The organism is Bradyrhizobium sp. HKCCYLRH2060 (genome assembly GCF_051168135.1).
Classification (GTDB): domain Bacteria; phylum Pseudomonadota; class Alphaproteobacteria; order Rhizobiales; family Xanthobacteraceae; genus Bradyrhizobium.
On the sequence record NZ_JBNPUK010000006.1, the window covers coordinates 61,237 to 83,907 of the forward strand.

The window sequence follows — 22,671 nt, forward strand, 5'->3', positions numbered from 1 at the left end:
TTAGGCTTCTGCCCGCGCGTGCTCTCTGCTAGGCTTACGTCGAAGCCCTTCAACCGCAGCCAAACATGAAATCTGGTTTCGGGAATGCCCGGGACCTCGGAGGATGAATGACGACCGCCGCTACGACCAATGCGCAGGAGATGACCGGTGTGCCCGACATGAAGGTGTCGGTGCGGCAGGTGTTCGGGATCGACAGCGACCTTGAGGTGCCGGCTTTTTCAGCGACCGACCCGCACGTTCCCGAGGTCGATGCCGATTACCGCTTCGACCGCGCCACCACGCTGGCGATCCTGGCCGGCTTCGCCAAGAACCGCCGCGTGATGGTGACCGGCTACCATGGAACGGGCAAGTCGACCCATATCGAGCAGGTCGCGGCGCGGCTCAACTGGCCGTGCGTGCGGGTCAATCTCGACAGCCACATCAGCCGTATCGACCTCGTCGGCAAGGACGCGATCGTGGTCAAGGACGGCAAGCAGGTGACCGAGTTCCGTGACGGCATCCTGCCCTGGGCACTGCAGCACAACGTCGCGCTGGTGTTCGACGAATACGACGCCGGCCGTCCGGACGTGATGTTCGTGATCCAGCGCGTGTTGGAGGTGTCGGGCCGCCTGACGCTGCTCGACCAGAACAAGGTGATCAAGCCGCACCCGGCATTCCGCCTGTTCGCGACCGCCAATACGATCGGCCTTGGCGATACCTCGGGCCTCTATCACGGCACCCAGCAGATCAACCAGGGCCAGATGGACCGCTGGTCGATCGTCACCACGCTCAACTACCTCGCCCATGACGAGGAGGTCGAGATCGTGCTGGCCAAGGCCAAGCACTATCAGAACGCGCAGGGACGCGACATCGTGAACAAGATGGTGCGGCTCGCCGACCTCACGCGCAACGCCTTCGCCAATGGCGATCTGTCGACGGTGATGAGCCCGCGCACGGTGATCACCTGGGCCGAGAACGCCGAGATCTTCGGTGACATCGGCTTCGCCTTCCGTGTGACGTTCCTCAACAAGTGCGACGAGCTCGAGCGTCCGCTGGTCGCCGAATTCTATCAGCGCTGCTTCAATGCGGAGCTGCCGGAATCCTCCATCAACGTGGCGCTGAGCTGACACAACGGCGTGGTCCCGGCCTCGGGCCGGGACCCATACGCCGCGGCCTCTCTCGTGGGGTGATGCGGGAGAGCGAGTGCGAACAAACGAACGCCGGTGGTTATCGGGCCTGGCGTTCGCCGGGACGATAGCCGCAGGAACCAGATGACCACACCGAGCAACAAGCCCCGTCCTGGCGTCAAGGAAGCACCGACCGAACCTTTCAAGAGGTCGGTCACGGGGTGCCTGCGCGCGATCGCCAGGGCGCCTGAGCTCGAAGTCTCCTTCGCGGCCGAGCGTCCCGGCCTTGCGCCGGGCAAGGCCCGGCTGCCGGAGCCGGCGCGCAAGATGACCAAGCGCGACGCCGCCGTCGTGCGCGGCCATGCCGACTCGATCGCGCTGAAGCTCGCCTGCCACGATCCGAAAATCCATCGCAAGCTGATCCCGGGCAATCCGCAGGCGCGTGGCGTGTTCGAGGCGGTCGAGCAGGCGCGTGTCGAGGCGATCGGTGCAAAACGCATGGCCGGCGTCGCCAAGAATCTCACGGCGATGCTCGATGATCACTTCCATCGCGGCAAATATGACGAGATCACCGACCGTGCCGACGCACCGCTGTCGGATGCGTTGGCCATGATGGTGCGTGAGCGCCTCACTGGCATGGCGCCGCCGAACGCGGCGCGCAAGGTGGTCGATCTCTGGCGTCCGTTCCTGGAGGACAGGATCGGCCAGCGTCTCGATGAGCTCGGCCGCTTCACCGAGGATCAGGCGAAGTTCGGCGACCTCGTGCACGATCTCTTGTCGGCGCTGGATCTCGGCGACGAGCGCAACGCCGATTCCGAAGAGGACGAGGACAACGACGACAGCCGCGACGGCGACAACGACCAGTCCGGCGCCGAGGGCTCGCCCGAATCCGACGCCGCGCAGGAGATGAGCGCAGACCAGGCGCAGACGACGTCGGACGAGATGTCGGAGAGCGCGATGGAGGCCGCCCAGGCTTCGGCGTCCGACACGCTCGACGACGGCGAGCTCGGCGACGACGAGACGCCGGGCGAGGCGACGCGTCCGAACCGCGGCGGCGCCAACGAGCCGCGCGGGCCGGAATATCACGCCTTCGCGCCGAAGTTCGACGAGGTCATTGCCGCGGAAGACCTGTGCGACCATGACGAGCTGGAGCGGCTGCGCTCCTATCTCGACAAGCAGCTCGCACATCTGCAGGGCATCGTGGCGCGGCTCGCCAACCGGCTGCAGCGCCGGCTGATGGCGCAGCAGAACCGCGCCTGGGAGTTCGATCTCGAGGAAGGCATCCTCGATCCGGCGCGGCTGTCGCGCGTGGTCATCGACCCCTATCAACCGCTGTCGTTCATGCGTGAGAAGGAAGCGACCTTCCGTGACACCGTGGTGACCCTGCTGCTCGACAATTCCGGCTCGATGCGTGGCCGACCGATCACGGTGGCCGCGACTTGCGCCGACATCCTCGCCCGCACGCTGGAGCGCTGCGGCGTCAAGGTCGAGATCCTCGGCTTCACGACGCGGGCCTGGAAGGGCGGGCAGTCGCGCGAGGCGTGGCTTGCCGCCGGCAAGCCGGCCAATCCCGGCCGCCTCAACGATCTCCGCCATATCATCTACAAGTCGGCCGATGCGCCGTGGCGGCGGGCGCGCAAGAATCTCGGCCTGATGATGCGCGAGGGGCTGTTGAAAGAGAACATCGACGGCGAGGCGCTCGACTGGGCGCACAAGCGCCTGCTCGGGCGTGCCGAGCAGCGCAAGATCCTGATGATGATCTCGGACGGCGCGCCGGTCGATGACTCCACGCTGTCGGTCAATCCCGGCAACTATCTCGAGCGGCATCTGCGCCACATCATCGAGGAGATCGAGACCCGCTCGCCGGTCGAGCTGATCGCGATCGGCATCGGCCACGACGTCACCCGCTACTACCGTCGCGCGGTGACCATCGTCGATGCCGAGGAGCTCGGTGGCGCCATCACCGAGAAGCTCGCCGAATTGTTCACGGAGACCCACGCGGCACCGCAGCCTGCGCCGGGACCAAAGCGCAGGCTGCATTCGTAAGCGGCCGTCGGCCGGCTGCGTCTCCTCCGTCTTGGAGGAGGTGGGGGAGGGGGCTCCGCTGACGATGTCGCTGCAGGCGATTGCCGACCGCAGGCGCTTTCTCGCGCTGACCATCGGCGGAGTGTCGGCATTCGCATGGTCCAGGACGGCTCGCGCGCAGCTTGCGCCGGCGCCGGTCCGCGGACGCGTCACCATCGACGAGCACTCCGTCACATCGGCGGTCAAGATCGAGGTCAACGCGCGACCGCTGCCCTCGTTCGACCTCCGTGATCGGACGCATCTGCGCTTCGGGATGCTGCAATATCGCAGCGGCGTGGCGCTGACCTCGTCTTTTCCCGGCTTCGGTGGCCTGTCCGGCATCCGGCTCGATGCCAAGGGTGAACGCTTCCTCGCGGTCAGCGACAAGGGCGGCTGGTTCACCGGCCGCATTGCCTATTCCGGTCGCGAGATCGCGGGGCTCGCCGACGTCGAAGCGGCGCCGCTGCTTGGTCCGGACGGACGGCCCATCACCGATCGCGGTTGGTATGATTCCGAGTCGCTCGCGCGCGATGGAGACATCGTCTATGTCGGCCTCGAACGCGTCAACCAGCTCCTGCGCTACGACTTCGCCAAGGGTGGAACCGGCGCGCGCGGCGAGATCGTGCCGCTGCCGCCGGCCGCCAGACGGCTGCCCCACAACAAGGGACTGGAGGCGTTGGTGGTCGTGCCGAAGGGCCTGCCGCTCGCCGGCACCCTGATCGCGCTGTCCGAGCGCGGTCTGGACGCGAACGGCAATCTGCTGGCCTTCCTGATCGGCGGACCGGCCGCGGGACAGTTTAGCATCGTCCGTAGCAACGAGTTCGACGTCAGTGATGCCGTGCTGCTGCCGTCCGGTGATCTTCTGGTGCTCGAACGCAAGTTCTCGCTGTTCAACGGGGTCGGCATTCGAATCCGCCGGCTGACGCTAGCGCAGATCGCGCCGGGCGCGCTGGTCGATGGTCCGGCGATCTTCTCCGCCGATCTCGGCCAGGAGATCGACAATCTCGAGGGCATCGATGCGCATGTCACGCCGGACGGCGAGACCGTGCTGACGCTGGTGTCCGACGACAACTTCTCGATGATCCAGCGCACGCTGCTGCTGCAGTTCACGCTGATGGAGTGAGCAGCGATACCGCTGCGGCGGCTCGCGTTGACCGCGGCTCGTCCATGATCGACACTCGCGGCCATCGGATCATCGCGTCAACCGTCACAACCTGGAACTCAGCATGAGCGCCCTGTTCACTCCGATCAAGCTGCGCAGTCTCGAACTCGCCAACCGCATCATGGTGTCGCCGATGTGCCAGTACTCGGCCGAGAATGGCGCTGCCAATGACTGGCACTTCACCCACATCAACACGCTGGCGCTGTCAGGCGCGGCGATGTTCTGCATCGAGGCGACGCATGTCGAGCCGATCGGGCGCATCACGCCGGGCTGTCTCGGGCTGTGGGACGATGTGACGGAAGCTGCGCTGAAGCCGATCCTGGCCTCGGTTCGCAAACATTCGAAGGCCGCGGTCGCGATGCAGCTCGCCCATGCCGGCCGCAAGGGCTCCAGCCACAAGCCGTGGGATGGCGGACAGCAGATTCCGCTCGCGGACGGCGGATGGCGGACGGTGGCGCCGTCGGCCTTGCCGCACAAGGCGGGCGAGCTCGCGCCGGAGGCGCTCGATCTCGCGGGCCTGGCCCGCATTCGCGATGCGTTCGTTTCTGCAGCGCAACGGGCGTCGCGCCTCGGCATCGACGCGATCGAGCTCCACGGCGCGCATGGCTATCTGTTGCATCAGTTTCTGTCGCCGATCGCCAACCAGCGCACCGACAGCTATGGCGGGTCTCTGGAGAACCGCATGCGCTTTCCGCTCGAAGTTTACGATGCGGTGCGCGCCGTCTTGCCTGCGGACAAGCCGGTCGGCATGCGTGTCTCGGCCACCGACTGGGTCGACGGCGGCTGGGATCTCGAGCAGACCATCATATTTGCGCAAGAGCTGAAGCGCCGCGGCGCCGACTGGATCGACGTCTCCTCGGGCGGCGTGTCGCCGTTGCAGAAGATCGCCCTCGGACCCGGCTACCAGGTGCCGTTTGCCGCGGCCGTGAAACAGGCGACGGGGCTTCCGACCATGGCGGTCGGTCTCATCACGCAGGCGCAGCAGGCCGAGGAGATCGTGGCCTCGGGCAAGGCCGACATGGTCGCGCTGGCCCGCGGCATGCTCTATGACCCGCGCTGGGGCTGGCACGCGGCAGCGGAGCTCGGCGGACAGGTCGCCGCACCTCCGCAATATTGGCGCTCGCAGCCGTCGACGCAGAAGGAGCTGTTCGGCAAGACGACGTTCGGCGCACGCTGACGTGCAATTGATGACCGCAATGTTGCGCACCAGCGTTGCAAAATTCTGCGGTCATCATTCCGCCCGCGACACGGCTGACGATTGTCGCTGTCGGACGAAGTGCTAGACTTCGCAGACCACGTGCGGCGATGCCGACTCGTCTGGTCGTGTTTCGTCTCGCGTGACGATGAGCGCATCACAAAGATGCGCCGCAATACAAACGCGAGAGGAAAGCGCCATGGAAATCGGATACTTCACGATGCCCTCGCATCCGCCGGAGTGCGGATTGAAGGAGGGGCAGGAATGGGACCTGCAGGTCCTGCGGTGGCTCGACGAACTCGGCTATCAGGAAGCCTGGATCGGCGAGCATCACACCGCGCCCTGGGAGCCGCACCCGGCACCCGATCTCATTCTGGCGCAGGCCTTCCGTGAAACGAAGAACATCCGGCTTGGGCCGGGCGGCTTCCTTCTGCCCTATCATCACCCGGCCGAGCTCGCCAACCGCGTTGCGATGCTGGATCATCTGTCCGACGGCCGGCTCAATTTCGGCATTGCCGCATCCGGTCTGCCGAGCGACTGGGCGATGTTCAACGTCGACGGCATGAGCGGCCAGAACCGCGAGATGACGCGCGAGGCGCTGGAGATCATCCTGCGTCTGTGGACCGAGCCGGCACCGTTCACGCACAAGGGCAAATACTGGACGGTGACCAAGCCCGACGTGATGTTCGACTTCCTCAAGCCGCACATCAAGCCGGTGCAGGCGCCGCATCCGCCGATCGGCGTCGCCGGCCTGTCGAAGAACTCCGACACGCTCAAGCTCGCCGGCGAGCGCGGCTTCATCCCGATGAGCCTCAACCTCAACCCGGCCTATGTGTCGTCGCACTGGGACTCGGTCGAGGCCGGCGCGGCCAAGTCCGGGCGAAAGCCCAGCCGCAATGACTGGCGGCTGGTGCGCGAGGTGTTCGTCGCCGAGACCGACGAGGAAGCCTGGCGCTTGTCCTCCGGCGACATGATGGGGCGGATGATGGGCGAATATTTCCTGCCACTGCTCGGCCATTTCGGCTTCAAGGACTATCTGAAGCACTCACCCGAGGTGCCGGATTCCGACGTGACGGTGGACTATTGCGCCAAGCGCAACTGGATCGTCGGCTCGCCGGCCACGGTGACCGAGAAGATCGAGAAGATCTGGCACGAGGTCGGCGGCTTCGGGACGCTGTGCGTGTTCGGCTTCGACTACAAGCACAAGCCGGAAGCCTGGCACAACTCGCTGCGCCTGTTGAAGCAGGAGGTGATGCCGAGATTGAGCCACCTCAATGCCGGCCTGACCAAGGCCGCCTAGTAACGTCCTAGTATCTTGGCGCCAGCATTCCCCCTCCCTTTCGGGCAATGCTGGCGTCAAAAGAAATGTAGCTAAAATTTTCGCGCGAGTGCAGCTTCAGATTTGACGTTTGGGTGACGGTCTTGCCGTTAGGACGGATCCAGGCGTCGAATCCGCTGCATGCGCGTGGCGGGTCTGACATCTGGGGGCAGGTCATGCGGTTTCGCGTCAGGAAGTTTGCCCATATCCTCGAACGCTCGGGTCTGGCTCTGGCAGGCGCCGCCTGCGGCGTCTTCGTCGGGGCCCATGTCGGCTCCAGCGTTCCGTTGCTGACCACGCAGGGCTTCCTGATCGTGATGATGCTGTCTGGGGCGCTGGGCTTCTATCTCGGCATCGACACGCCGCAACTGCCTTTTCATCCTCATGACGAGAACTCGCCGACGGAGACGAAGATCGACACGGCCGAATTTCTGAGCGCCGTCGGGACCTTCCTCGCAACCCTCACGGCGTTCTTCGCCGTTGCCATCATCATCCTGCGCGAAGATCCGCACATCGTCTGGACGTCGCTGATCATGGTCGGCTGGATCATCGGCGTGATCATGCAGATCGTTGCCGGCGCGATCGCGCGTCTGCGGCGCTGATTTTCCCTGTTCAATTTTTGGGCTGACGCTGTCGCGAGTTTCATCTTGCGGCGAACAGGTGGCGCATAGGCTCCTCGTTGAGTTCTGCTCTGCGGAACTAGCTGATACTGAGCAGCGACGGCACCGTCGGCGAGCCAACTTGCCGGCCGGTGATCCGGCAAATGATCAGGCTGCATTTCGGCGCGGGGTCGCGACAAAGCCGGCGTCCATGCGCCCAGAGCAAGCGCAGCATCAAAACGCCGCATGGCGATTCCGCGCGCGTTGGCGCGCTTGATGCATTGCAGGCGGCAAGGACATTTGGGAAGTTCATCATGTTGAAACGGGTGCTGCTGGGTGTGGTCATTGGCTGCGGACTGTCCGCGGCGCAAGCGGAGGAGCCGAAGGTCGGCGGCGTGGTCAATGCCGTCATTCAGCCCGAGCCGCCGGGCCTGATGCTGGCGATGGTCCAGAACGGCCCGACGCAGATGGTCGCCGGCAACATCTTTGAGGGCCTGCTGCGCTACAGCCCCAAGCTCGAGCCGCTGCCCGGCCTCGCCGAAAGTTGGACGATCAGCCCGGATGCCAAGGTCTACACCTTCAAGCTCAAGCCTGGCGTGACCTGGCACGACGGCAAGCCGTTCACGTCGGCCGACGTGCTGTTCTCGATCGAGATGCTGAAGCAGACGCATGCGCGCGCCCGCAACAACCTCGCAATCGTCGAGAAGGTCGAGGCGCCGGACGATCTCACGGTGGTGTTCACGCTGAAGGAGCCGTTCGGTCCCTTCATCGGTATTTTCGAGGTCGGCTCGATGCCGATGGTGCCGAAGCACCTGTATGAAGGCACCGACTACAAGACCAATCCGAACAACAACGCGCCGATCGGCACCGGTCCCTTCATGTTCAAGGAATGGCAGAAGGGCTCCTTCATCCGGATGGTGAAAAATCCCAACTACCACGAGAAGGGCAAGCCCTATCTCGACGAGGTCTACTGGCAGATCATTCCCGACGCGGCGGCGCGCGCGGTGGCCTTCGAGACCGGCAAGGTCGATGTGCTGCCGGGCGGCTCGATCGAGAATTTCGACGTGCCGCGCGTCTCCAAGCTGCCGGGCGCCTGCGTCACCGGTGCCGGCTGGGAGTTTTTCTCGCCGCTGGCCTGGATGTGGCTCAACAACCGCAACCCGATCCTTGCCAACAAGAAGGTACGCCAGGCGATCATGTATGCCATCGATCGCGACTTCGCCAAGGACGTGATCTGGAACGGCCTCGGCAAGGTGGCGACCGGCCCGTCGGCCTCGACGATCAAGTTCTACACCGATGACGTGCCGAAATATCCGTATGATCCGGCCAAGGCCAAGGCGCTCTTGAAGGAGGCCGGCTACAAAGGTGAGAAGATCCGCATGCTGCCGCTCGCCTATGGCGAGACCTGGCAGCGCTGGGGCGAGGCGGTGAAGCAGAACCTGCAGGATGTCGGCATGAACATCGAGACGATCGCGACCGACGTGCCCGGTGGCAACCAGAAGATCATGGAATGGGACTACGACATCGCCTTCACCTATCTCTATCAGTACGGCGATCCCGCGCTCGGCGTGTCCCGCAACTACATCACCTCGGCGATCGCCAAGGGCCAGTTGTTCAACAATGTCGAAGGCTATTCCAATCCGGAAGTGGACAAGCTGTTCGCCGAGGGCGCGACGGCGCCGACCGACGCCAAGCGCAAGGAGGCCTATGACAAGGTGCAGAAGATCCTGGCCGAGGACGTGCCGGTGGCCTGGCTGCTCGAGCTCCAGTTCCCGACCATCACCAAGTGCAAGGTGAAGAACCTGATCACCACCGGCATCGGCGTCAACGACGGCTTCCGCGACGCTTGGCTCGACAAATAGCGGTGCACTCCGGGGCGCGGCCATGATCCCCGCGCTCCGGTGCTTCGCTGTCCTCCCGAGCTGACCTTCACGGACCTTTCATGCTCTCCTTCATCGCTCAGCGCGTCGTGAAAGGCATCATCGTCCTTCTCGCCATCATCGTGCTGAATTTCTTCCTGATCCGGCTGGCGCCGGGCGATCCGGCCGTGGTCATGGCCGGCGAGGCCGGCGCCTCCGACCAGATCTTCGTGGCGCAGTTGCGCGAGAAGTTCGGCCTCGACCGTCCGCTGCCGGAGCAGCTGCTGATCTACGTCAAGGGCATCGCCAGCCTCGATCTCGGCTTCTCGTTCCGCCAGCAGGCGCCGGTCGCCAGGCTGATCGCCGAGCGGCTGCCGGCGACGCTGCTGCTGACGCTGACGGCGTTCGCGATCTCGCTCGGTCTCGGCATCCTGTTCGGTGTGCTCGCCGCGCGCTTCGCCGGCACCATCCTCGACACCGCGATCACGGTGCTCGCGCTGATCTTCTACGCAACGCCGCTGTTCTGGATCGCGCTGATCGCGATCCTGCTGTTCTCGGTCTGGGTCGATTGGCTGCCGAGCTTCGGCTATGAGACGATCGGTGCCGGCTATACGGGAGTCCGCCACGCGCTCGACGTCGCCGCGCACCTCGCGATGCCCGCCGCGACGCTCGGGCTGTTCTTCATGGCGACCTACACCCGCATGACCCGCGCTTCCATGCTCGAGGTCAAGCGGCTCGATTTCGTCAAGACCGCGCGCGCCAAGGGGCTGCGCGACGGCGTCATCCTGCGCCGCCACGTGCTGCGCAACGCGCTGCTGCCGGTGGTGACCCTGGCCGGCGTTCATGCCGGCACGCTGGTCGGCGGCGCGGTCTTGACGGAGACGGTGTTCGCATGGCCGGGCATCGGCCGGCTGATGTACGACGCGCTGATCCAGCGCGACTACAATCTCCTGCTCGGCGTGTTCGTGGTGTCCTCGGCCATGGTGCTGATCTTCAACCTCGTCACCGACCTCGTCTACCGTCTTGTCGATCCGCGCATCGAGTACGCCTCATGAGGCAGTTCTGGCGCACCATGCTGCGCAGCCCGAGCGGCGTCATCGGGCTGATCATTCTCGTGCTCGCGATCGTGATCGCGGTCGCCGGACCGCTCTACTTTCCGAACTCGCCGTGGCGCATGGTGCAGCGGCCGTTCGTTCCGCCGTTCACGCTGTCCAGGGTCCCGCTCGGCACCGACGCGCTCGGGCGCGACGTGCTGGCCGGCCTGATCTTCGGGACTCGCGTCTCACTGCTGGTCGGGCTGGTCTCGACGCTGGTGGCGCTGATCGTCGGCGTGCCGCTCGGCGCCATCGCCGGCTATTTCGGCGGCCGTGTCGACGACGCGCTGATGCGCTTCACCGAGTTCTTCCAGACCATCCCGAGCTTTGCGCTCGCGATCGTGCTGGTGGCGATCCTGCAGCCCTCGATCTATTCGATCGTCGCCGCGATCGGCCTCGTCAGCTGGCCACCGGTGGCGCGTCTCGTCCGCGGCGAGGTGCTGAGCCTGCGCACCCGCGAATATGTCCAGGCTGCGGTCGTCACCGGCCAGAGCAATGCCTGGATCATCTGGCGCGAGATCCTGCCCAACGCGCTGTCGCCTGTCATCGTGCTGGCCTCGCTGATGGTCGCGACCGCGATCCTGCTGGAATCCTCGCTGTCGTTCCTCGGGCTCGGCGATCCCAACCTGATCTCCTGGGGCTACATGGTCGGCGCCGGCCGCACTGTCATTCGCCAAGCGTGGTGGATCACGGTGTTTCCCGGCGTCGCGATCCTGCTGTCGGTGCTCGGCCTCAATTTGATCGGCGAGGGCCTGAACGATGCCCTCAACCCGCGCCTGTCGCGCGAGGGCAGGTGAGGCCATGATCGACCATGAGTCCGCAGGGTGGGCAAAGGCGCACCGCGCCGTGCCCACCGATTTTTCTACCTCATCTGCCGATGGTGGGCACGCTTCGCTTTGCCCACCCTACGACGCTGTGGCGGTGAGCCATGGCTGACTCTGTCGTTGCCATCAGGAACCTGCGCATCGCCTTGCCCAAAGGCGCCGAGCGCACCCACGCGGTCGACGGCGTCTCGTTCGATCTCACCGCCGGCAGGATCGTCTGCGTGGTCGGCGAATCCGGCTCGGGCAAGTCGATGTGCGCGCACGCGCTGCTCGGGCTGCTGCCCGATACGGTGAACGTCGAGAGCGGCGAGATCCGCTTCGAAGGGCACGACCTGCTTGCCGTCGATGAGGACGGCTGGCGGGATCTGCGCGGTCGCCGCATCGCCATGGTGTTCCAGGAGCCGATGACCGCGCTCAATCCCTTGATGCGCATCGGTGACCAACTGATGGAGGTGTTCGAGGCGCATGATCTGCTGAGCCCCCGCGAGCGCCGCGCCAAGGCGCTGGCGCTGGTGCGCGAGGTCGGGCTGCCCGATCCCGAGCGGATCATCCGCGCCTATCCGCATCAGCTCTCCGGCGGCCAACGCCAGCGCGCGATGATCGCAATGGCGCTGGCGCTCGAGCCGGCGGTGCTGGTCGCTGACGAGCCGACCACCGCGCTCGACGTGACGACCCAGGCGCAGATCCTCAAGCTGATCCGTAGCCTCCAGGCCAGCCACAACATGGCGGTGATGTTCATCACCCATGATTTCGGCGTCGTCGCCGACATCGCCGACCAGGTGGTCGTGTTGCGCCATGGCAAGGTGGTGGAGGAAGGCGCGGCCGAGTCCGTGCTGGGCAATCCGCAGCACGACTACACCAAGGCGCTGCTCGCCGCGGTGCCCTCTTTCGATCCGCCGCCGCGGCAATCCCGCGAGGACGTTCCGAAGGCGATCGACGTGATCGGCCTCGACAAGACCTATGTGACGCCGACCGGCTGGTTCCGCCCGAAGCGCGAGACGCGCGCTGCGCATGCGGTCAATTTCGCGATCCATCAGGGCGAGACGCTCGGCCTCGTCGGCGAGTCCGGCTCGGGAAAGTCGTCCGTCGCGCGTCTCGTGATGCGGCTGATCGAGGCCGATCGCGGCACGGTGCGGATCGGCGACGTCGATCTCACGGCGCTGGAGGGCGGTGCCTTGCGTGCGCAGCGTCATCGCATCCAAATGATCTTCCAGGATCCGTTCGCCTCGCTCAACCCGCGCCGCAAGGTCGGCCGCATCATCGCCGACGGCATGGTCGCGCGCGGCACGCCGCTCGATGCCGCGCTGAAGCGCGCTCAGGAGCTGCTCGGCATGGTCGGGCTCGACGCGGGCGCGATCGGCCGCTATCCGCACGAATTCTCCGGCGGCCAGCGTCAGCGCATCGGCATCGCGCGCGCGCTCGCGCTCGATCCGGAGATCATCGTCGCGGACGAAGCGGTGTCGGCGCTCGACGTGTCCGTCCAGGCGCAGGTGCTGCGGCTGCTGGAAGATTTGAAGGCGCGCCTTGGTCTGTCGATGCTGTTCATCACGCATGACCTGCGGGTGGCCGCGCAGATCTGCGATCGGATCGCCGTCATGCAGAAGGGCGAGATCGTCGAGCTGAAGCCGACCGCCGCGCTGTTCGCCAATCCCGAACACGCCTATACTCGCGAGCTGCTCGCTGCCGTTCCCGGCCGCAAGCACGGAATGGCGTGATTGTGCGTAAACCGACCGCCGGTCGGAACCATGGCGCATCGTGCCGGGCCGGGTTCAATTACTTGCAACATCTTCGGCGTATTTGGATTATAATAGCATTGGACCCCGATGAGGCCGCAGGGTGGTCGCCCTAGCTGGTCCGCGCCAAGACAGCGGGCTCGTGCTCCCTCTACCCGAGGCTGTCATTGAACCGTGCCCATGAAGCGTCAGTCTCGACAGGATGTCGCAGCGGCGTTCACCATCCCAACGAGGACTCTCATCATGTCGGAGCGCAAGCCAACGGCCGCCGTGCGCGAGGCTCAAAAAGCCTTCAAGCCGGCCGAGCCGACGAGAAGCGATTATGAAAAGGCACAGGCCGCGTTCGATCAGAACCGCGAGCGGCTGAAGGCCGAGCGCTTGGCGCGTGAAGCGGCTGACAGCGCCGGCAAGCAGCCGAAGAAGCTGGCGTGAACCGCCAGCCTCGTCCCGTCGATTTCGGCGGGCATGCCGTCGCTCGCTCAGCTGCGCGGAGGCGTAGCGGTGAGCTGGCCCTGCGGCCGTTCACGATCGGTGCGCGTCGAGGTCGTTGAGGGGAGCGCGCCCGGCCGCGCCGCAGGCACCTTCTTGACCGGCGCCGGCAGCAAGCCTTCGCGGATGGCCTGCTTGCGCGCGACTTTGCGTTGGCGCCTGATCGCATCGGATTTCTCGCGCGTCTTGCGCTCCGATGGCTTCTCGTAGGATCTACGGCGCTTCATCTCGCGGAATACGCCTTCGCGCTGCATCTTCCGCTTCAGGATGCGCAACGCCTTCTCGACGTCGTTGTCACGAACAAGAACCTGCAAAAGTGTCCTCCTTGTCTTCATCTCTATCGATGAAATTCGGTTGGCGAAGCCGATCGGCGCTGCGGCGGGGAGAGCGGCGCGCTCAGCTGAGCGGCACCAATGAAACGTGTTGCTCACAATGTGATGAGGCACGATGCGTGCGAGACACGGTGATCCCCTTCGTCGGAAGGCGGGAGCACGAGTGTCTCTCAGCCATCGATGGCCAGGCCGTTACCGATGGTGCTGTGAAGATAAGGGCAATCTGCTGATATTGCCAGCGCGAGCCGACTCAACGGTTCCGGCCCTCGGCAAACTATATTTGCCGCGCGGCCTTGTAATTCCTCAGAAAATCTCTACCTTGAGGTAGTTCGATTAGCCGCTGTGCCTTTCTGAATGTGCCTGTGGGCTATTTCCAAAAGTCATCGCTCAGTTGAATGAGATCGCGTGATGGTCGCGCGATGAATGATTTGGAGATAGACATGCAGGGTACCGTTAAGTGGTTCAATGGCCAGAAGGGCTTTGGTTTCATTCAGCCGCAGGATGGCGGGAACGACGTGTTCGTTCACATCAGCGCGGTTGAACGCGCTGGTCTCGCCGGTCTGGCTGAGGGCCAGAAAGTCAGTTTTGAGGTCAAGACGGACAAGATGCGCGGTAAAACCAGCGCAGAAAATCTCGCGCTGGTCTGACCGTACTGATCAGACGTCTCTGACGTCTTAGGCCATTTCACGGATGTACTGAAATGGCTGGTTTGCCCGCTCGATCCTGTATTGAGCGGGCTTTCCGCGTTCCGACGGTAACCCGCATCTCCGGAAGGATCAGTCGATGGCTACCAAGAAGATGTCAGAACGCTCCCCGGAAAGCATTGCGCGGTCGGAGCGCCAGCGCGTCGCCGCCGAGGACGGGGCGAAGGCGCGCGCCGAATGGGATCAGCGCGCCATCGCGGTCCGCAAGAACATGGAGCGGCTGCGCGTGTTGCGGCTCGCCAAGGAAGCGGAAGCTGCGCAAGCGGGTTCTGAGGCGGCGCCTGCGCCGAAGCGGCGCAAGAAGGTCGCTCGCTAGGGCTGCTTCATCGCGCCTTCCGGCGTCGGGTGCCCGGTGGAATTATCGGAACTTCGTTGCCGGTGCTCGAACAGACGGGCGATCCATGCCTGATTACTACGCCCCAACCGTGTCCCGCGTACAGACCCGACCTTCGTACCGAGGAGGCTGACGTGGCCAAGCCGACCGCTACAGACGTTCGCATTGCCAAGGATGAGACGCAGCGTGGAGCCCAGACGATCGCATTCGCGCTCGCAATCGGCGCCACACGGCAGGTCTGTCATCTCGAGACCTGCTTCTGCACGCGCAACCAGGCGTTCGCCTATCTGCAACGGAACCGCACGGCGTTCGAGCAGATGGCGCGCGAGCAGTTTGCCCGTGGCGAGGTGACCGACGGCGTCATCCATCTGCGCATGATCTGAGGCGATCCGCCACACGCGGGCCTCCGAAGGCCGTGCTCGACGCGCAACGCGCTGTTGCTGCTACTCCGCCTTCTGTTTGACCGGAAGCGGAATGCGCTCATAGGACGCGGGCAGGTTGACGGGGCGATAGTCCTTCGATTCCGCGATCCGCATCAGCACGCTCTCATGAACGAAGGCGCCGTCGGGGATGAAGCGCGGTTCGCCATTCGGAATGTAGAAGCCGAAATGCGCCTTGCGTTCCGGCCATTCCTTGTACGTCGCGCTCTTCGGCAGCCATTCGAGCACCCGCCAGGCCGCTGTCATCGAATCGTGCAGCGGTCCCTGGACGCTCGGCGCCACATAGGAGAACGGACTGTTCTTGCGCTGCACGCCCCAGGCGAGCTGATTCACCGTGCGCGGATTGACCGTCAGCCCGGCCTCGACCGCCTCGTCGATCATCCACAGCAGCGGATATTTCGAAGCCGCCGACCGGACCTCGGGATAGCCGCCGCCGACGTCGGAATGCACGCCGGCGAACCACACCTGTTTGGCGTCCTGCGGTCGCGCCTGCGCCTTGTTGAAGCGGTTCGGCGTGAAGGTCTGCGGCATGCCCCACGGCTTCAGCCGGAACATGCAGCGGCGCTCGTCGATCGCCGCAGCCTGGCGGAAGATCTTCACGCTCGGGTTCTCGATCGTGAAGGCGAGCTCCTCGAGGCTCGGCAGCGCGAACAGCCGGTCGGTGCGAGGCACGATCACGCTCGCCACCGTGTCCCACACGCCGACGAAATGGATTGTCGGCCAGCGCGCCGAGGTGATCCGCGCGAACTGCGCGGCGTGGTCGTCGCGGCTCTCCGGGATCGGCCCGTCCTCCTCGGTGCTCTCGAGCTCCTTGGTGATGCCGCGCCCGGCCTTCGGATTGTCCGAGGAGTACTTCTTGTAGGCGATCACGCCCGGGCCGACGAGATTGATCTGACCCGGCGAGATCAGCCCGATCTTGTGGATCAGCCCGGCCAGCACGCGCACGGTGTAGGCGCCCCGCGAGAAGCCGAACAGAAAGATGCGGTCGCCGTCCTCGTAATGCGTGGCCAGGAAGGAGTAGGCGTTGATGACGTTGTCGTCGAGGCCGTAGCCGGTCGCGAGCCCCAGCACCATGTTGAAATTGGCCTTGAAGCGGTGCCAGGTGTCGGGCTGGGTCAGCGTGCCGACGCCGGGATCGTAGAATACGGCCTGATGCGGTGTCGTCTTGTCGGTCTTGCGCAGGCAGCGATAGAGCTTGAGTACGTTCGAGATGTTCTCGCTGATCTCGTTGCCGGTGCCGTCGCAGCAGATGACAATATTCTTCATGGCAAAGGAATGTCCGCAATAATGCTACCGCAACGAGTGTAGAGCATCCGGCTGGTGTTGGGGAGGTCGGTTCCCTATGGCACTTCGTCTGGGTCGCTGTTGCGCGCGGCGCGGCCGACATGGCGGAGTGACTGCTGGGCGCCGTTGTACGAACGGATGGTCACCCGACCTGTCCTGCCGCCCCGCGCCGGCTGCCTTGTCCAGAGTTGTCAGTTGATCACGGCATCCGCAAGCAAAACGGCCGGATCTCTCGACCCGGCCGTTTCGACATCTCGTTCAGCTCGAAGCCCCGCTCGTGACGCGTCCGGCTTCTGCATCAATCTTGAATTTCGGTTGGCTCTCTCAGCTCGCCTTCGCGACCGGGGCAGCGTCCGCCGCCTTCTTCTCGATGGCGCGCTTCAGCTCCAGCGCGCGCGGCGACAGGGTCGCGGCGTTGGCCTTGAGCAGATAGGCGTCGAGGCCGCCATTGTGGTCGACGCTCTTGAGCGCGTTGGTCGAAACGCGCAGGCGCACGTTGCGGCCGAGTGCATCCGAGATGAAGGTCACGTTGCACAGGTTCGGCAGGAAGCGCCGCTTGGTCTTGATGTTGGAGTGGCTGACCTTGTGGCCAACCTGGGGACCCTTGGCCGTCAGTTCACAGCGCCGCGACATGGCAATAAATCCTCTCTCATCCCCGCACCCTTCGTCCGCCTATGTCGGCGGGCCGCGGGGGTCCAAAACTCGTCCAGCTCGTCTCTGGGAGATGCGGTCCTATAGGGGGGATGCGGCTTTTCGTCAAGGTTTTGAAGGCCGCAGCAAATACAGGGAACCGGGCCGGCGAACCCGGAGGACGCGACCCATGCCTCCTCCTGGTCGGGCCGAAATCGCCGACCAGCAGAAAAGCAGGCGTGTAATCAATAGTATAGCCGGCAGTTTAGACCATATAAAGGGCGCATTCGGACGTGATGGATGGATATCCCGCGAACGGAATGGCGGCATGCTGGCGCGGTCGGAGGTTCGCGGCTCGGTTCCGGCAGCGCTGCGGACGACGGTTCTGAGTGCTGTTCAGGCGCAAAGCGCTGGACAAACCGCCATTGTCGGACGGTTCGCGTTGTTTGAAGGCGTTTTTGGCTTAAGTAGCAAGGACGGCGCGTCGGATCGGTCCGGCGCTCAGGCAGGCGGATCGGCAGGATCATTCGTCACGTGACCATCATCTCGGTTCCCTCATTTCTCTCGGGCCGCCTGGCCGCGGCCGGGGCAGCGCTCTGCCTGTTGTTGCTGGCGCAAGGCGCCCAGGCGCAGGCTCGGTTGGACGCTCAATACGAGGCTTCCCTGGCCGGCATCCCCGTCGGCAAGGGCACCTGGGCGGTCGAGATCGGGGATGATCAGTATGGTGCTGCGGCTCAGGGCGGCACCGCCGGCCTGCTCAAGAGCTTCTCGCAAGGATCAGGCACGGGCTCGGTGCAGGGACGCGTCGTCAACGGCGCCCTGGTCGGCCAGAGCTACCAGGCCTCGACCTCCACGGGAAAGAAATCGGAGCAGATCCGCATCAATCTGCAGAACGGCACCGTGAAGGACTTCGCCATCGAGCCGGCGCCTCCAGTCGATCCCGACCGCATTCCGGTGACGGATGCCCACAAGCGCGGCGTGCTCGATCCGATGACGGCCTCTCTGGTGCGGGTGCCGGGCAATGGCGAACTGCTGTCGCCGGACTCCTGCCGCGGCGCTGCGCCCGTGTTCGACGGCCGCATGCGCTACGAGCTCAAGCTCGACTACAAGCGCATGGAGAACGTCAAGGCTGACAAGGGCTATCGCGGTCCGGCGCTGGTCTGCGCGATCTACTTCACGCCGGTCGCGGGCTACATCCCGGACCGGCCGGTCATCAAATATCTGGCTCAGGCCCGCAACATGGAGATCTTCTTCGTGCCGATCGCCGGCACCCGCGTGCTGGTGCCGTTCAAGATGGTGATCCCGACCCCGCTGGGGACCGCGATGCTGGAGGCGACGTCGTTCATCACCCAGGCGGCGCCGCACGTCGCCAAGACCCAGTAGCGCCTCGTATCGCTGCTCCTCCACATCCGAATCTCGTCGCTGTGGCACGGCCCCGTCAGCGGCTGAGCCGCAACAGCGGCCGTGGCGTGAAGGTCTGGCGGCATGCCGTCCGCTCTCGCTTGAATGCGATGGAGATTCCGCGTTGACCTCCGATTTGCCGGTCCCCGTATGGATGCTGTCTGCTGCGCGTGAATCCGTTTGACTCTTCCCTGATTCTGATTCGACTCGGGACGCCCTGAAATGCGCGCCAGTTCCATCGCGAAAGCGTTGCTTGTGGAGCCCGCGAAAACTTGATCTAGTGCTGGCTTGATCGCAGAGCGCGAGATGTTGCGGTGAACGAAGCCTGAAAGCCGACAGAGTCAGCGATTCCTTCGCGATTCGTTCTCAAGGCGTTCCGAAGCTTAAGCTGCGGCACTATATGCGTCACAATGTGAGACAGGGGTCAGCATCTCAGCCTCTCCAGACACACGACAATTCCGCATCCGTCGCGCGTGAACGACGCGCTTCCAACGCCGGCTTCGAGACCCACATTTAACGAATGGCTTTTTCGTCCTCTTCGGCTGCCTCGCCTTTCGAGCGCACGTCCGACCGTGCTCCCGGAAGCGGCGTCACCGCCGTGCTCGGCCCCACCAACACCGGCAAGACGCATCTGGCGATCGAGCGCATGCTCGCGCATTCCTCCGGCATCATCGGACTGCCGCTGCGGCTGCTCGCGCGCGAGGTCTACAACAAGATCGCCGATCGCGTCGGCAGCGAGGCCGTCGCGCTGATCACCGGCGAGGAGAAGATCAAGCCGAAGAACCCGCGCTATTGGGTGTCGACGGTCGAGGCGATGCCCAGGGATCTCGACGTGTCGTTCCTGGCCGTCGACGAGATCCAGATCGCGTCCGATCTCGAGCGCGGCCATGTCTTCACCGACCGCATCCTCAATCGCCGCGGGCGCGACGAGACGCTGCTGCTCGGGGCTGCGACGATGCGCCCCATCATCGAGCGGCTGTTGCCCGGTGCGTCGATGGTGACACGGCCACGATTGTCGCAGCTCGAATTCGCCGGCGACCGGAAGATCACGCGGCAGCCGCGCCGGACCGCCATCGTGGCGTTCTCGGCTGACGAGGTGTACGCCATCGCCGAGCTGATCCGCCGCCAGCATGGCGGCGCCGCCGTGGTGCTGGGATCGCTGTCGCCGCGCACGCGCAACGCGCAGGTGGCGATGTTCCAGAACGGCGACGTCGACTATCTCGTCGCCACCGATGCGATCGGCATGGGGCTCAATCTCGACGTCGATCACGTCGCCTTCGCATCCGACCGCAAATACGACGGCTATCAGTTCCGCCGGCTCACGCCGTCGGAGTTTGCCCAGATCGCCGGCCGTGCCGGACGCGCGACGCGTAACGGCACGTTCGGCACCACCGGACGTTGTGCGCCGTTCGAGCCCGAGCTGGTCAATGCGCTCCAGAACCACACCTTCGATACCGTGAAGGTGCTGCAATGGCGCAACTCCAGGCTTGATTTCGCGTCCTTGAGCGCGCTCCAGGTCTCCCTGGCGATTACGCCGGGGCATGACGCGCTGACGCGCGCGCCGACCGCGGAGGATCTGCGCGTGCTCGATCATGCCGCGCGCGATGCCGAGGTGCGCGACATGGCGCATGGCGCTGAAGCGGTCGAGCGTCTCTGGGAAACCTGCCAGATTCCCGACTATCGCAGGCTGTCGCCGGCTGCCCATGCGGAGCTGGTGACCACCGTGTTCGGCTTCCTGATGCAGAAGGGGCGTATTCCGGACGCCTGGTACGCGGCCCAGGTCGATCAGGCCGACCGCGTCGATGGCGACATCGATACGCTGTCGGGGCGGATTGCACAGATTCGCACCTGGACCTTCGTGGCCAACCGGCCCGACTGGCTGCGCGACCCTGATTATTGGCAGGGGATTACCCGCGAACTCGAAAATAAATTGTCAGACGCCCTTCATGAACGGCTCACGGAGCGTTTCGTTGATCGTCGTACCAGTGTATTGATGCGGCGCCTGCGGGAGAACAGTGTTTTGAATACGGAAATCGGCAAGACCGGCGAAGTGATCGTTGAAGGGCACGCGATCGGCCGCCTGGATGGATTCACCTTCGCGCCCGACGCCGCCGAAGCCGGCTCGGAGGCCAAGGCCTTGCAGGCTGCTGCCCAGAAGGCGCTGGCCGGCGAGATCGAGGCGCGCGCCGAGAAGCTGTCCGGCGCGCCCGACGAGCACATCGTGCTCACCGCCGACGGCACGATGCGCTGGACCGGCGACGCGGTCGCCAAGCTGGTCGCGGCCGACGACGCGCTGCATCCGCGCCTGCGCATCATCGCCGACGAGCGGCTGACGGGTGCTGCGCGCGACAAAGTCCAGGCGCGGCTCGATCTGTGGCTGAAGACGCATATCGAGAAGCTGCTCGGCCCGCTGTTCGAGCTGTCCAAGGCCGAGGACATCACCGGCATCGGCCGCGGCATCGCGTTCCAGCTCGTGGAGGCGCTCGGCGTCATCGAGCGCGCCAAGATCGCCGCCGAGATGAAGGATCTCGACCAGCCGTCGCGCGCCACCTTGCGCAAATATGGCGTGCGCTTCGGGGCCTATCACATCTACGTCCCGGCACTGCTCAAGCCGGCGGCGCGCGCGCTCGCCGCGCTGCTGTGGGCCGAGAAGCAGGGCAATGTCGACATGTCCGCGCTGACCGGCGCCCAGCATCTGGCGAGCTCGGGCCGTACCTCGTTCCCGGTCGACAAGGCGCTGCCGCGCGATGCCTATCGCGTGCTCGGCTATAAGCAGGCCGGCGAGCGCGCCGTGCGCGTCGACATCCTGGAGCGGCTGGCGGACCTGATTCGTCCCGCCCTGGCCTGGCGCGACAATGCGCCGGGCGAGAAGCCGGCCGGCGCCTTCGACGGCCGCGGCTTCGTGGTGACGCAGGCGATGACCTCGCTCACCGGCTCGGCCGGCGAGGACTTCGCCTCCATCCTGCGCGCGCTCGGCTATCGCATGGAGAAGCGTCCGCCGCTGCCGCCCAAGCCGATTGAGAAGCCCGTCGAGGCTGCTGCCATCGCGGAAGCTGCTGCTGCCGAAGCCGCTCCGGCAGATGCGCAGGCTGTGCCGGGCGAGGACCTCGCAGTTGTCGCCGGCGAGCCGGCCGACGAGCAGGTTCCCACCGTCGCGGAGGCCGCCGTCGCTCCGGTGACCGAGCAGGCCGTCGCCGTGCCCGCGATGGTCGGTGAGGAGCAGCCGGAAACCACGTCGGGATCGGCCCTGGCATCGCTGCCGACCGTCGATTTCGTCACGCCGGATGTGGCGGACGCCGCTTCCATGGCCGAGACGGCTGCCGAAAGCGTCGTCGCCGAGGCGGAAACCGCCGTCGCTGCGGATGCGCCGCAGCCAGAAGCCGCGGAGGCCGTTGCGAACGAGGCAACAAGCATCGGCGACGCTTCGGCTGAAGCTGCCGCGGCGGAAACTGCTGCTGGATCGACCGCCACCGAGGCTTCTCCCGCCGAGGCCTCGCCTGCTGCCGAGCCCGTCCTGGTCGAGGTCTGGCGGCCGGGCGGGCGGTCGGAGGAGCGCAGGCCGCGCCACGACCATCATCATCGCGGCCGGCCCAACCGTCCGCAGCATGAGCGCGGGCAGGGGGGCGGCGGCGGTCAGGCATCGGCCGGGACCGCTCCGGCCGAGGGCGGCGAGGCGCGCGAGCGCCATCACCGCGGCCATGGCCGGCGCGACCGGATGAAAGAGTTCGGCAAGGACTTCCGCAAGGGCCCGCCGGAGGCGGGTGCGGCGCCAGCCGAGGGCGCATCGGCGCCGGCGCGCGAGGATCGCGGGCCGCGCCGCGATCATGATGCCAAGGGGCGCGACCAGAACCGGGATCGCAACAAGGGCGGCAAGTTCGGGGGCGACCGCGAGGGGCGCGGTGGCCGCGACTTCGGCAAGGGCGGCCGCGACAAGCGCGACAGCGGCCCGGCGCTGCGGCCCTACGCATCGAGCAGCGGCGGCGGCCGGGATCGCGACCGTCCGGTCGATCCCAATTCGCCGTTTGCCAAGCTTGCTGCGCTCAAGGAGCAGCTCGCGGGGAACAACCGCAAGGACTGAGCGGCAAGATCGGTTGGCAAGATTG

At 65.3% G+C, this 22,671-nt stretch carries 19 protein-coding genes; 16 read left to right on the forward strand and 3 right to left on the reverse strand.

The features are described 5' to 3' along the window. Positions 1 to 107 precede the first annotated feature (107 nt). The 11 genes from cobS (at position 108) to ACQR10_RS14550 (ending at position 13,386) form a co-directional block, all read left to right on the forward strand. Positions 108 to 1,106: a cobaltochelatase subunit CobS gene (cobS, locus tag ACQR10_RS14500; protein ID WP_315800587.1), complete on the forward strand. Its 999-nt coding sequence runs from the start codon at positions 108 to 110 to the stop codon at positions 1,104 to 1,106. 144 nt (positions 1,107 to 1,250) lie between these two features. Next, the gene (gene cobT / locus ACQR10_RS14505) at positions 1,251 to 3,152 is read left to right on the forward strand and encodes a cobaltochelatase subunit CobT (RefSeq protein WP_315800586.1); all 1,902 of its coding nucleotides are present in this window, start codon (positions 1,251 to 1,253) and stop codon (positions 3,150 to 3,152) included. Between the two features lie 64 nt (positions 3,153 to 3,216). Further along, on the forward strand, positions 3,217 to 4,293 hold the full coding sequence (locus tag ACQR10_RS14510; RefSeq protein WP_316182911.1) for an esterase-like activity of phytase family protein: 1,077 nt from the start codon (positions 3,217 to 3,219) through the stop codon (positions 4,291 to 4,293). Between the two features lie 103 nt (positions 4,294 to 4,396). Next, positions 4,397 to 5,509 (forward strand): NADH:flavin oxidoreductase/NADH oxidase, encoded by a 1,113-nt coding sequence (locus ACQR10_RS14515; protein ID WP_316182912.1) that lies wholly within the window; start codon positions 4,397 to 4,399, stop codon positions 5,507 to 5,509. Positions 5,510 to 5,726: 217 nt separating this feature from the next. Further along, a complete protein-coding gene (locus ACQR10_RS14520) occupies positions 5,727 to 6,827 on the forward strand; it encodes an LLM class flavin-dependent oxidoreductase (RefSeq protein WP_316182913.1) in 1,101 nt (366 codons plus the stop codon). A 194-nt stretch (positions 6,828 to 7,021) separates the two neighbouring features. Further along, on the forward strand, positions 7,022 to 7,447 hold the full coding sequence (locus ACQR10_RS14525; RefSeq protein ID WP_315800582.1) for a hypothetical protein: 426 nt from the start codon (positions 7,022 to 7,024) through the stop codon (positions 7,445 to 7,447). A 311-nt stretch (positions 7,448 to 7,758) separates the two neighbouring features. Continuing rightward, positions 7,759 to 9,306 carry an ABC transporter substrate-binding protein gene (locus tag ACQR10_RS14530; protein ID WP_434911986.1) on the forward strand — a complete coding sequence of 516 codons (1,548 nt, stop codon included), beginning with the start codon at positions 7,759 to 7,761 and terminating at the stop codon, positions 9,304 to 9,306. Between the two features lie 80 nt (positions 9,307 to 9,386). Further along, positions 9,387 to 10,358 carry an ABC transporter permease gene (locus ACQR10_RS14535; RefSeq protein WP_315800580.1) on the forward strand — a complete coding sequence of 324 codons (972 nt, stop codon included), beginning with the start codon at positions 9,387 to 9,389 and terminating at the stop codon, positions 10,356 to 10,358. Next, positions 10,355 to 11,194 (forward strand): ABC transporter permease, encoded by an 840-nt coding sequence (locus ACQR10_RS14540; RefSeq protein ID WP_434911987.1) that lies wholly within the window; start codon positions 10,355 to 10,357, stop codon positions 11,192 to 11,194. The genes ACQR10_RS14535 and ACQR10_RS14540 overlap by 4 nt, the downstream gene beginning before the upstream one ends. A gap of 131 nt (positions 11,195 to 11,325) precedes the next feature. Beyond that, complete coding sequence (locus tag ACQR10_RS14545) at positions 11,326 to 12,936, forward strand: ABC transporter ATP-binding protein (protein ID WP_434863960.1); 1,611 nt, start codon at positions 11,326 to 11,328, stop codon at positions 12,934 to 12,936. 261 nt (positions 12,937 to 13,197) lie between these two features. Further along, positions 13,198 to 13,386, forward strand: coding sequence for a hypothetical protein (locus tag ACQR10_RS14550; protein ID WP_315800577.1), 189 nt, complete (start codon positions 13,198 to 13,200; stop codon positions 13,384 to 13,386). Between the two features lie 47 nt (positions 13,387 to 13,433). Here the strand turns inward: ACQR10_RS14550 and rpsU are convergent, their stop codons facing one another. Further along, positions 13,434 to 13,757 (reverse strand): 30S ribosomal protein S21, encoded by a 324-nt coding sequence (gene rpsU, locus ACQR10_RS14555; RefSeq protein WP_315800918.1) that lies wholly within the window; start codon positions 13,755 to 13,757, stop codon positions 13,434 to 13,436. 458 nt (positions 13,758 to 14,215) lie between these two features. Between rpsU and ACQR10_RS14560 the strand changes: the two genes are divergently transcribed. The 3 genes from ACQR10_RS14560 (at position 14,216) to ACQR10_RS14570 (ending at position 15,196) form a co-directional block, all read left to right on the forward strand. After that, positions 14,216 to 14,422, forward strand: coding sequence for a cold-shock protein (locus tag ACQR10_RS14560; protein WP_315715242.1), 207 nt, complete (start codon positions 14,216 to 14,218; stop codon positions 14,420 to 14,422). Between the two features lie 136 nt (positions 14,423 to 14,558). Beyond that, positions 14,559 to 14,795 carry a transcriptional regulator gene (locus ACQR10_RS14565; protein WP_316216829.1) on the forward strand — a complete coding sequence of 79 codons (237 nt, stop codon included), beginning with the start codon at positions 14,559 to 14,561 and terminating at the stop codon, positions 14,793 to 14,795. Between the two features lie 152 nt (positions 14,796 to 14,947). Further along, positions 14,948 to 15,196 carry a hypothetical protein gene (locus ACQR10_RS14570; RefSeq protein ID WP_315800575.1) on the forward strand — a complete coding sequence of 83 codons (249 nt, stop codon included), beginning with the start codon at positions 14,948 to 14,950 and terminating at the stop codon, positions 15,194 to 15,196. A gap of 60 nt (positions 15,197 to 15,256) precedes the next feature. Here the strand turns inward: ACQR10_RS14570 and ACQR10_RS14575 are convergent, their stop codons facing one another. Beyond that, entirely contained in the window at positions 15,257 to 16,519 is a 1,263-nt protein-coding gene (locus tag ACQR10_RS14575; protein ID WP_315800574.1) for a T6SS phospholipase effector Tle1-like catalytic domain-containing protein, read from the reverse strand. Between the two features lie 342 nt (positions 16,520 to 16,861). After that, the gene (rpmB, locus tag ACQR10_RS14580; RefSeq protein WP_172114511.1) at positions 16,862 to 17,170 is read right to left on the reverse strand and encodes a 50S ribosomal protein L28; all 309 of its coding nucleotides are present in this window, start codon (positions 17,168 to 17,170) and stop codon (positions 16,862 to 16,864) included. Positions 17,171 to 17,773: 603 nt separating this feature from the next. Here rpmB and ACQR10_RS14585 point away from each other — a divergent pair. After that, complete coding sequence (locus ACQR10_RS14585) at positions 17,774 to 18,550, forward strand: DUF3108 domain-containing protein (protein WP_315800917.1); 777 nt, start codon at positions 17,774 to 17,776, stop codon at positions 18,548 to 18,550. A gap of 538 nt (positions 18,551 to 19,088) precedes the next feature. Next, entirely contained in the window at positions 19,089 to 22,646 is a 3,558-nt protein-coding gene (locus tag ACQR10_RS14590) for a helicase-related protein (protein WP_434873422.1), read from the forward strand. The last annotated feature ends 25 nt before the right edge of the window (positions 22,647 to 22,671 follow it).

What these genes read in the sequence shown, in the direction of transcription:
- ACQR10_RS14590 (WP_434873422.1), top strand. Translation starts at nt 19,089, where the DNA reads ATGGCTTTTTCGTCCTCTTCGGCTGCCTCGCCTTTCGAGCGCACGTCC.
- ACQR10_RS14530 (WP_434911986.1), top strand. Translation starts at nt 7,759, where the DNA reads ATGTTGAAACGGGTGCTGCTGGGTGTGGTCATTGGCTGCGGACTGTCC.
- ACQR10_RS14540 (WP_434911987.1), top strand. Translation starts at nt 10,355, where the DNA reads ATGAGGCAGTTCTGGCGCACCATGCTGCGCAGCCCGAGCGGCGTCATC.
- ACQR10_RS14515 (WP_316182912.1), top strand. Translation starts at nt 4,397, where the DNA reads ATGAGCGCCCTGTTCACTCCGATCAAGCTGCGCAGTCTCGAACTCGCC.
- cobS (WP_315800587.1), top strand. Translation starts at nt 108, where the DNA reads ATGACGACCGCCGCTACGACCAATGCGCAGGAGATGACCGGTGTGCCC.
- ACQR10_RS14520 (WP_316182913.1), top strand. Translation starts at nt 5,727, where the DNA reads ATGGAAATCGGATACTTCACGATGCCCTCGCATCCGCCGGAGTGCGGA.
- ACQR10_RS14565 (WP_316216829.1), top strand. Translation starts at nt 14,559, where the DNA reads ATGGCTACCAAGAAGATGTCAGAACGCTCCCCGGAAAGCATTGCGCGG.
- ACQR10_RS14560 (WP_315715242.1), top strand. Translation starts at nt 14,216, where the DNA reads ATGCAGGGTACCGTTAAGTGGTTCAATGGCCAGAAGGGCTTTGGTTTC.
- ACQR10_RS14510 (WP_316182911.1), top strand. Translation starts at nt 3,217, where the DNA reads ATGTCGCTGCAGGCGATTGCCGACCGCAGGCGCTTTCTCGCGCTGACC.
- rpmB (WP_172114511.1), bottom strand. Translation starts at nt 17,170, where the DNA reads ATGTCGCGGCGCTGTGAACTGACGGCCAAGGGTCCCCAGGTTGGCCAC.
- ACQR10_RS14545 (WP_434863960.1), top strand. Translation starts at nt 11,326, where the DNA reads ATGGCTGACTCTGTCGTTGCCATCAGGAACCTGCGCATCGCCTTGCCC.
- ACQR10_RS14575 (WP_315800574.1), bottom strand. Translation starts at nt 16,519, where the DNA reads ATGAAGAATATTGTCATCTGCTGCGACGGCACCGGCAACGAGATCAGC.
- ACQR10_RS14535 (WP_315800580.1), top strand. Translation starts at nt 9,387, where the DNA reads ATGCTCTCCTTCATCGCTCAGCGCGTCGTGAAAGGCATCATCGTCCTT.
- cobT (WP_315800586.1), top strand. Translation starts at nt 1,251, where the DNA reads ATGACCACACCGAGCAACAAGCCCCGTCCTGGCGTCAAGGAAGCACCG.
- ACQR10_RS14525 (WP_315800582.1), top strand. Translation starts at nt 7,022, where the DNA reads ATGCGGTTTCGCGTCAGGAAGTTTGCCCATATCCTCGAACGCTCGGGT.
- ACQR10_RS14550 (WP_315800577.1), top strand. Translation starts at nt 13,198, where the DNA reads ATGTCGGAGCGCAAGCCAACGGCCGCCGTGCGCGAGGCTCAAAAAGCC.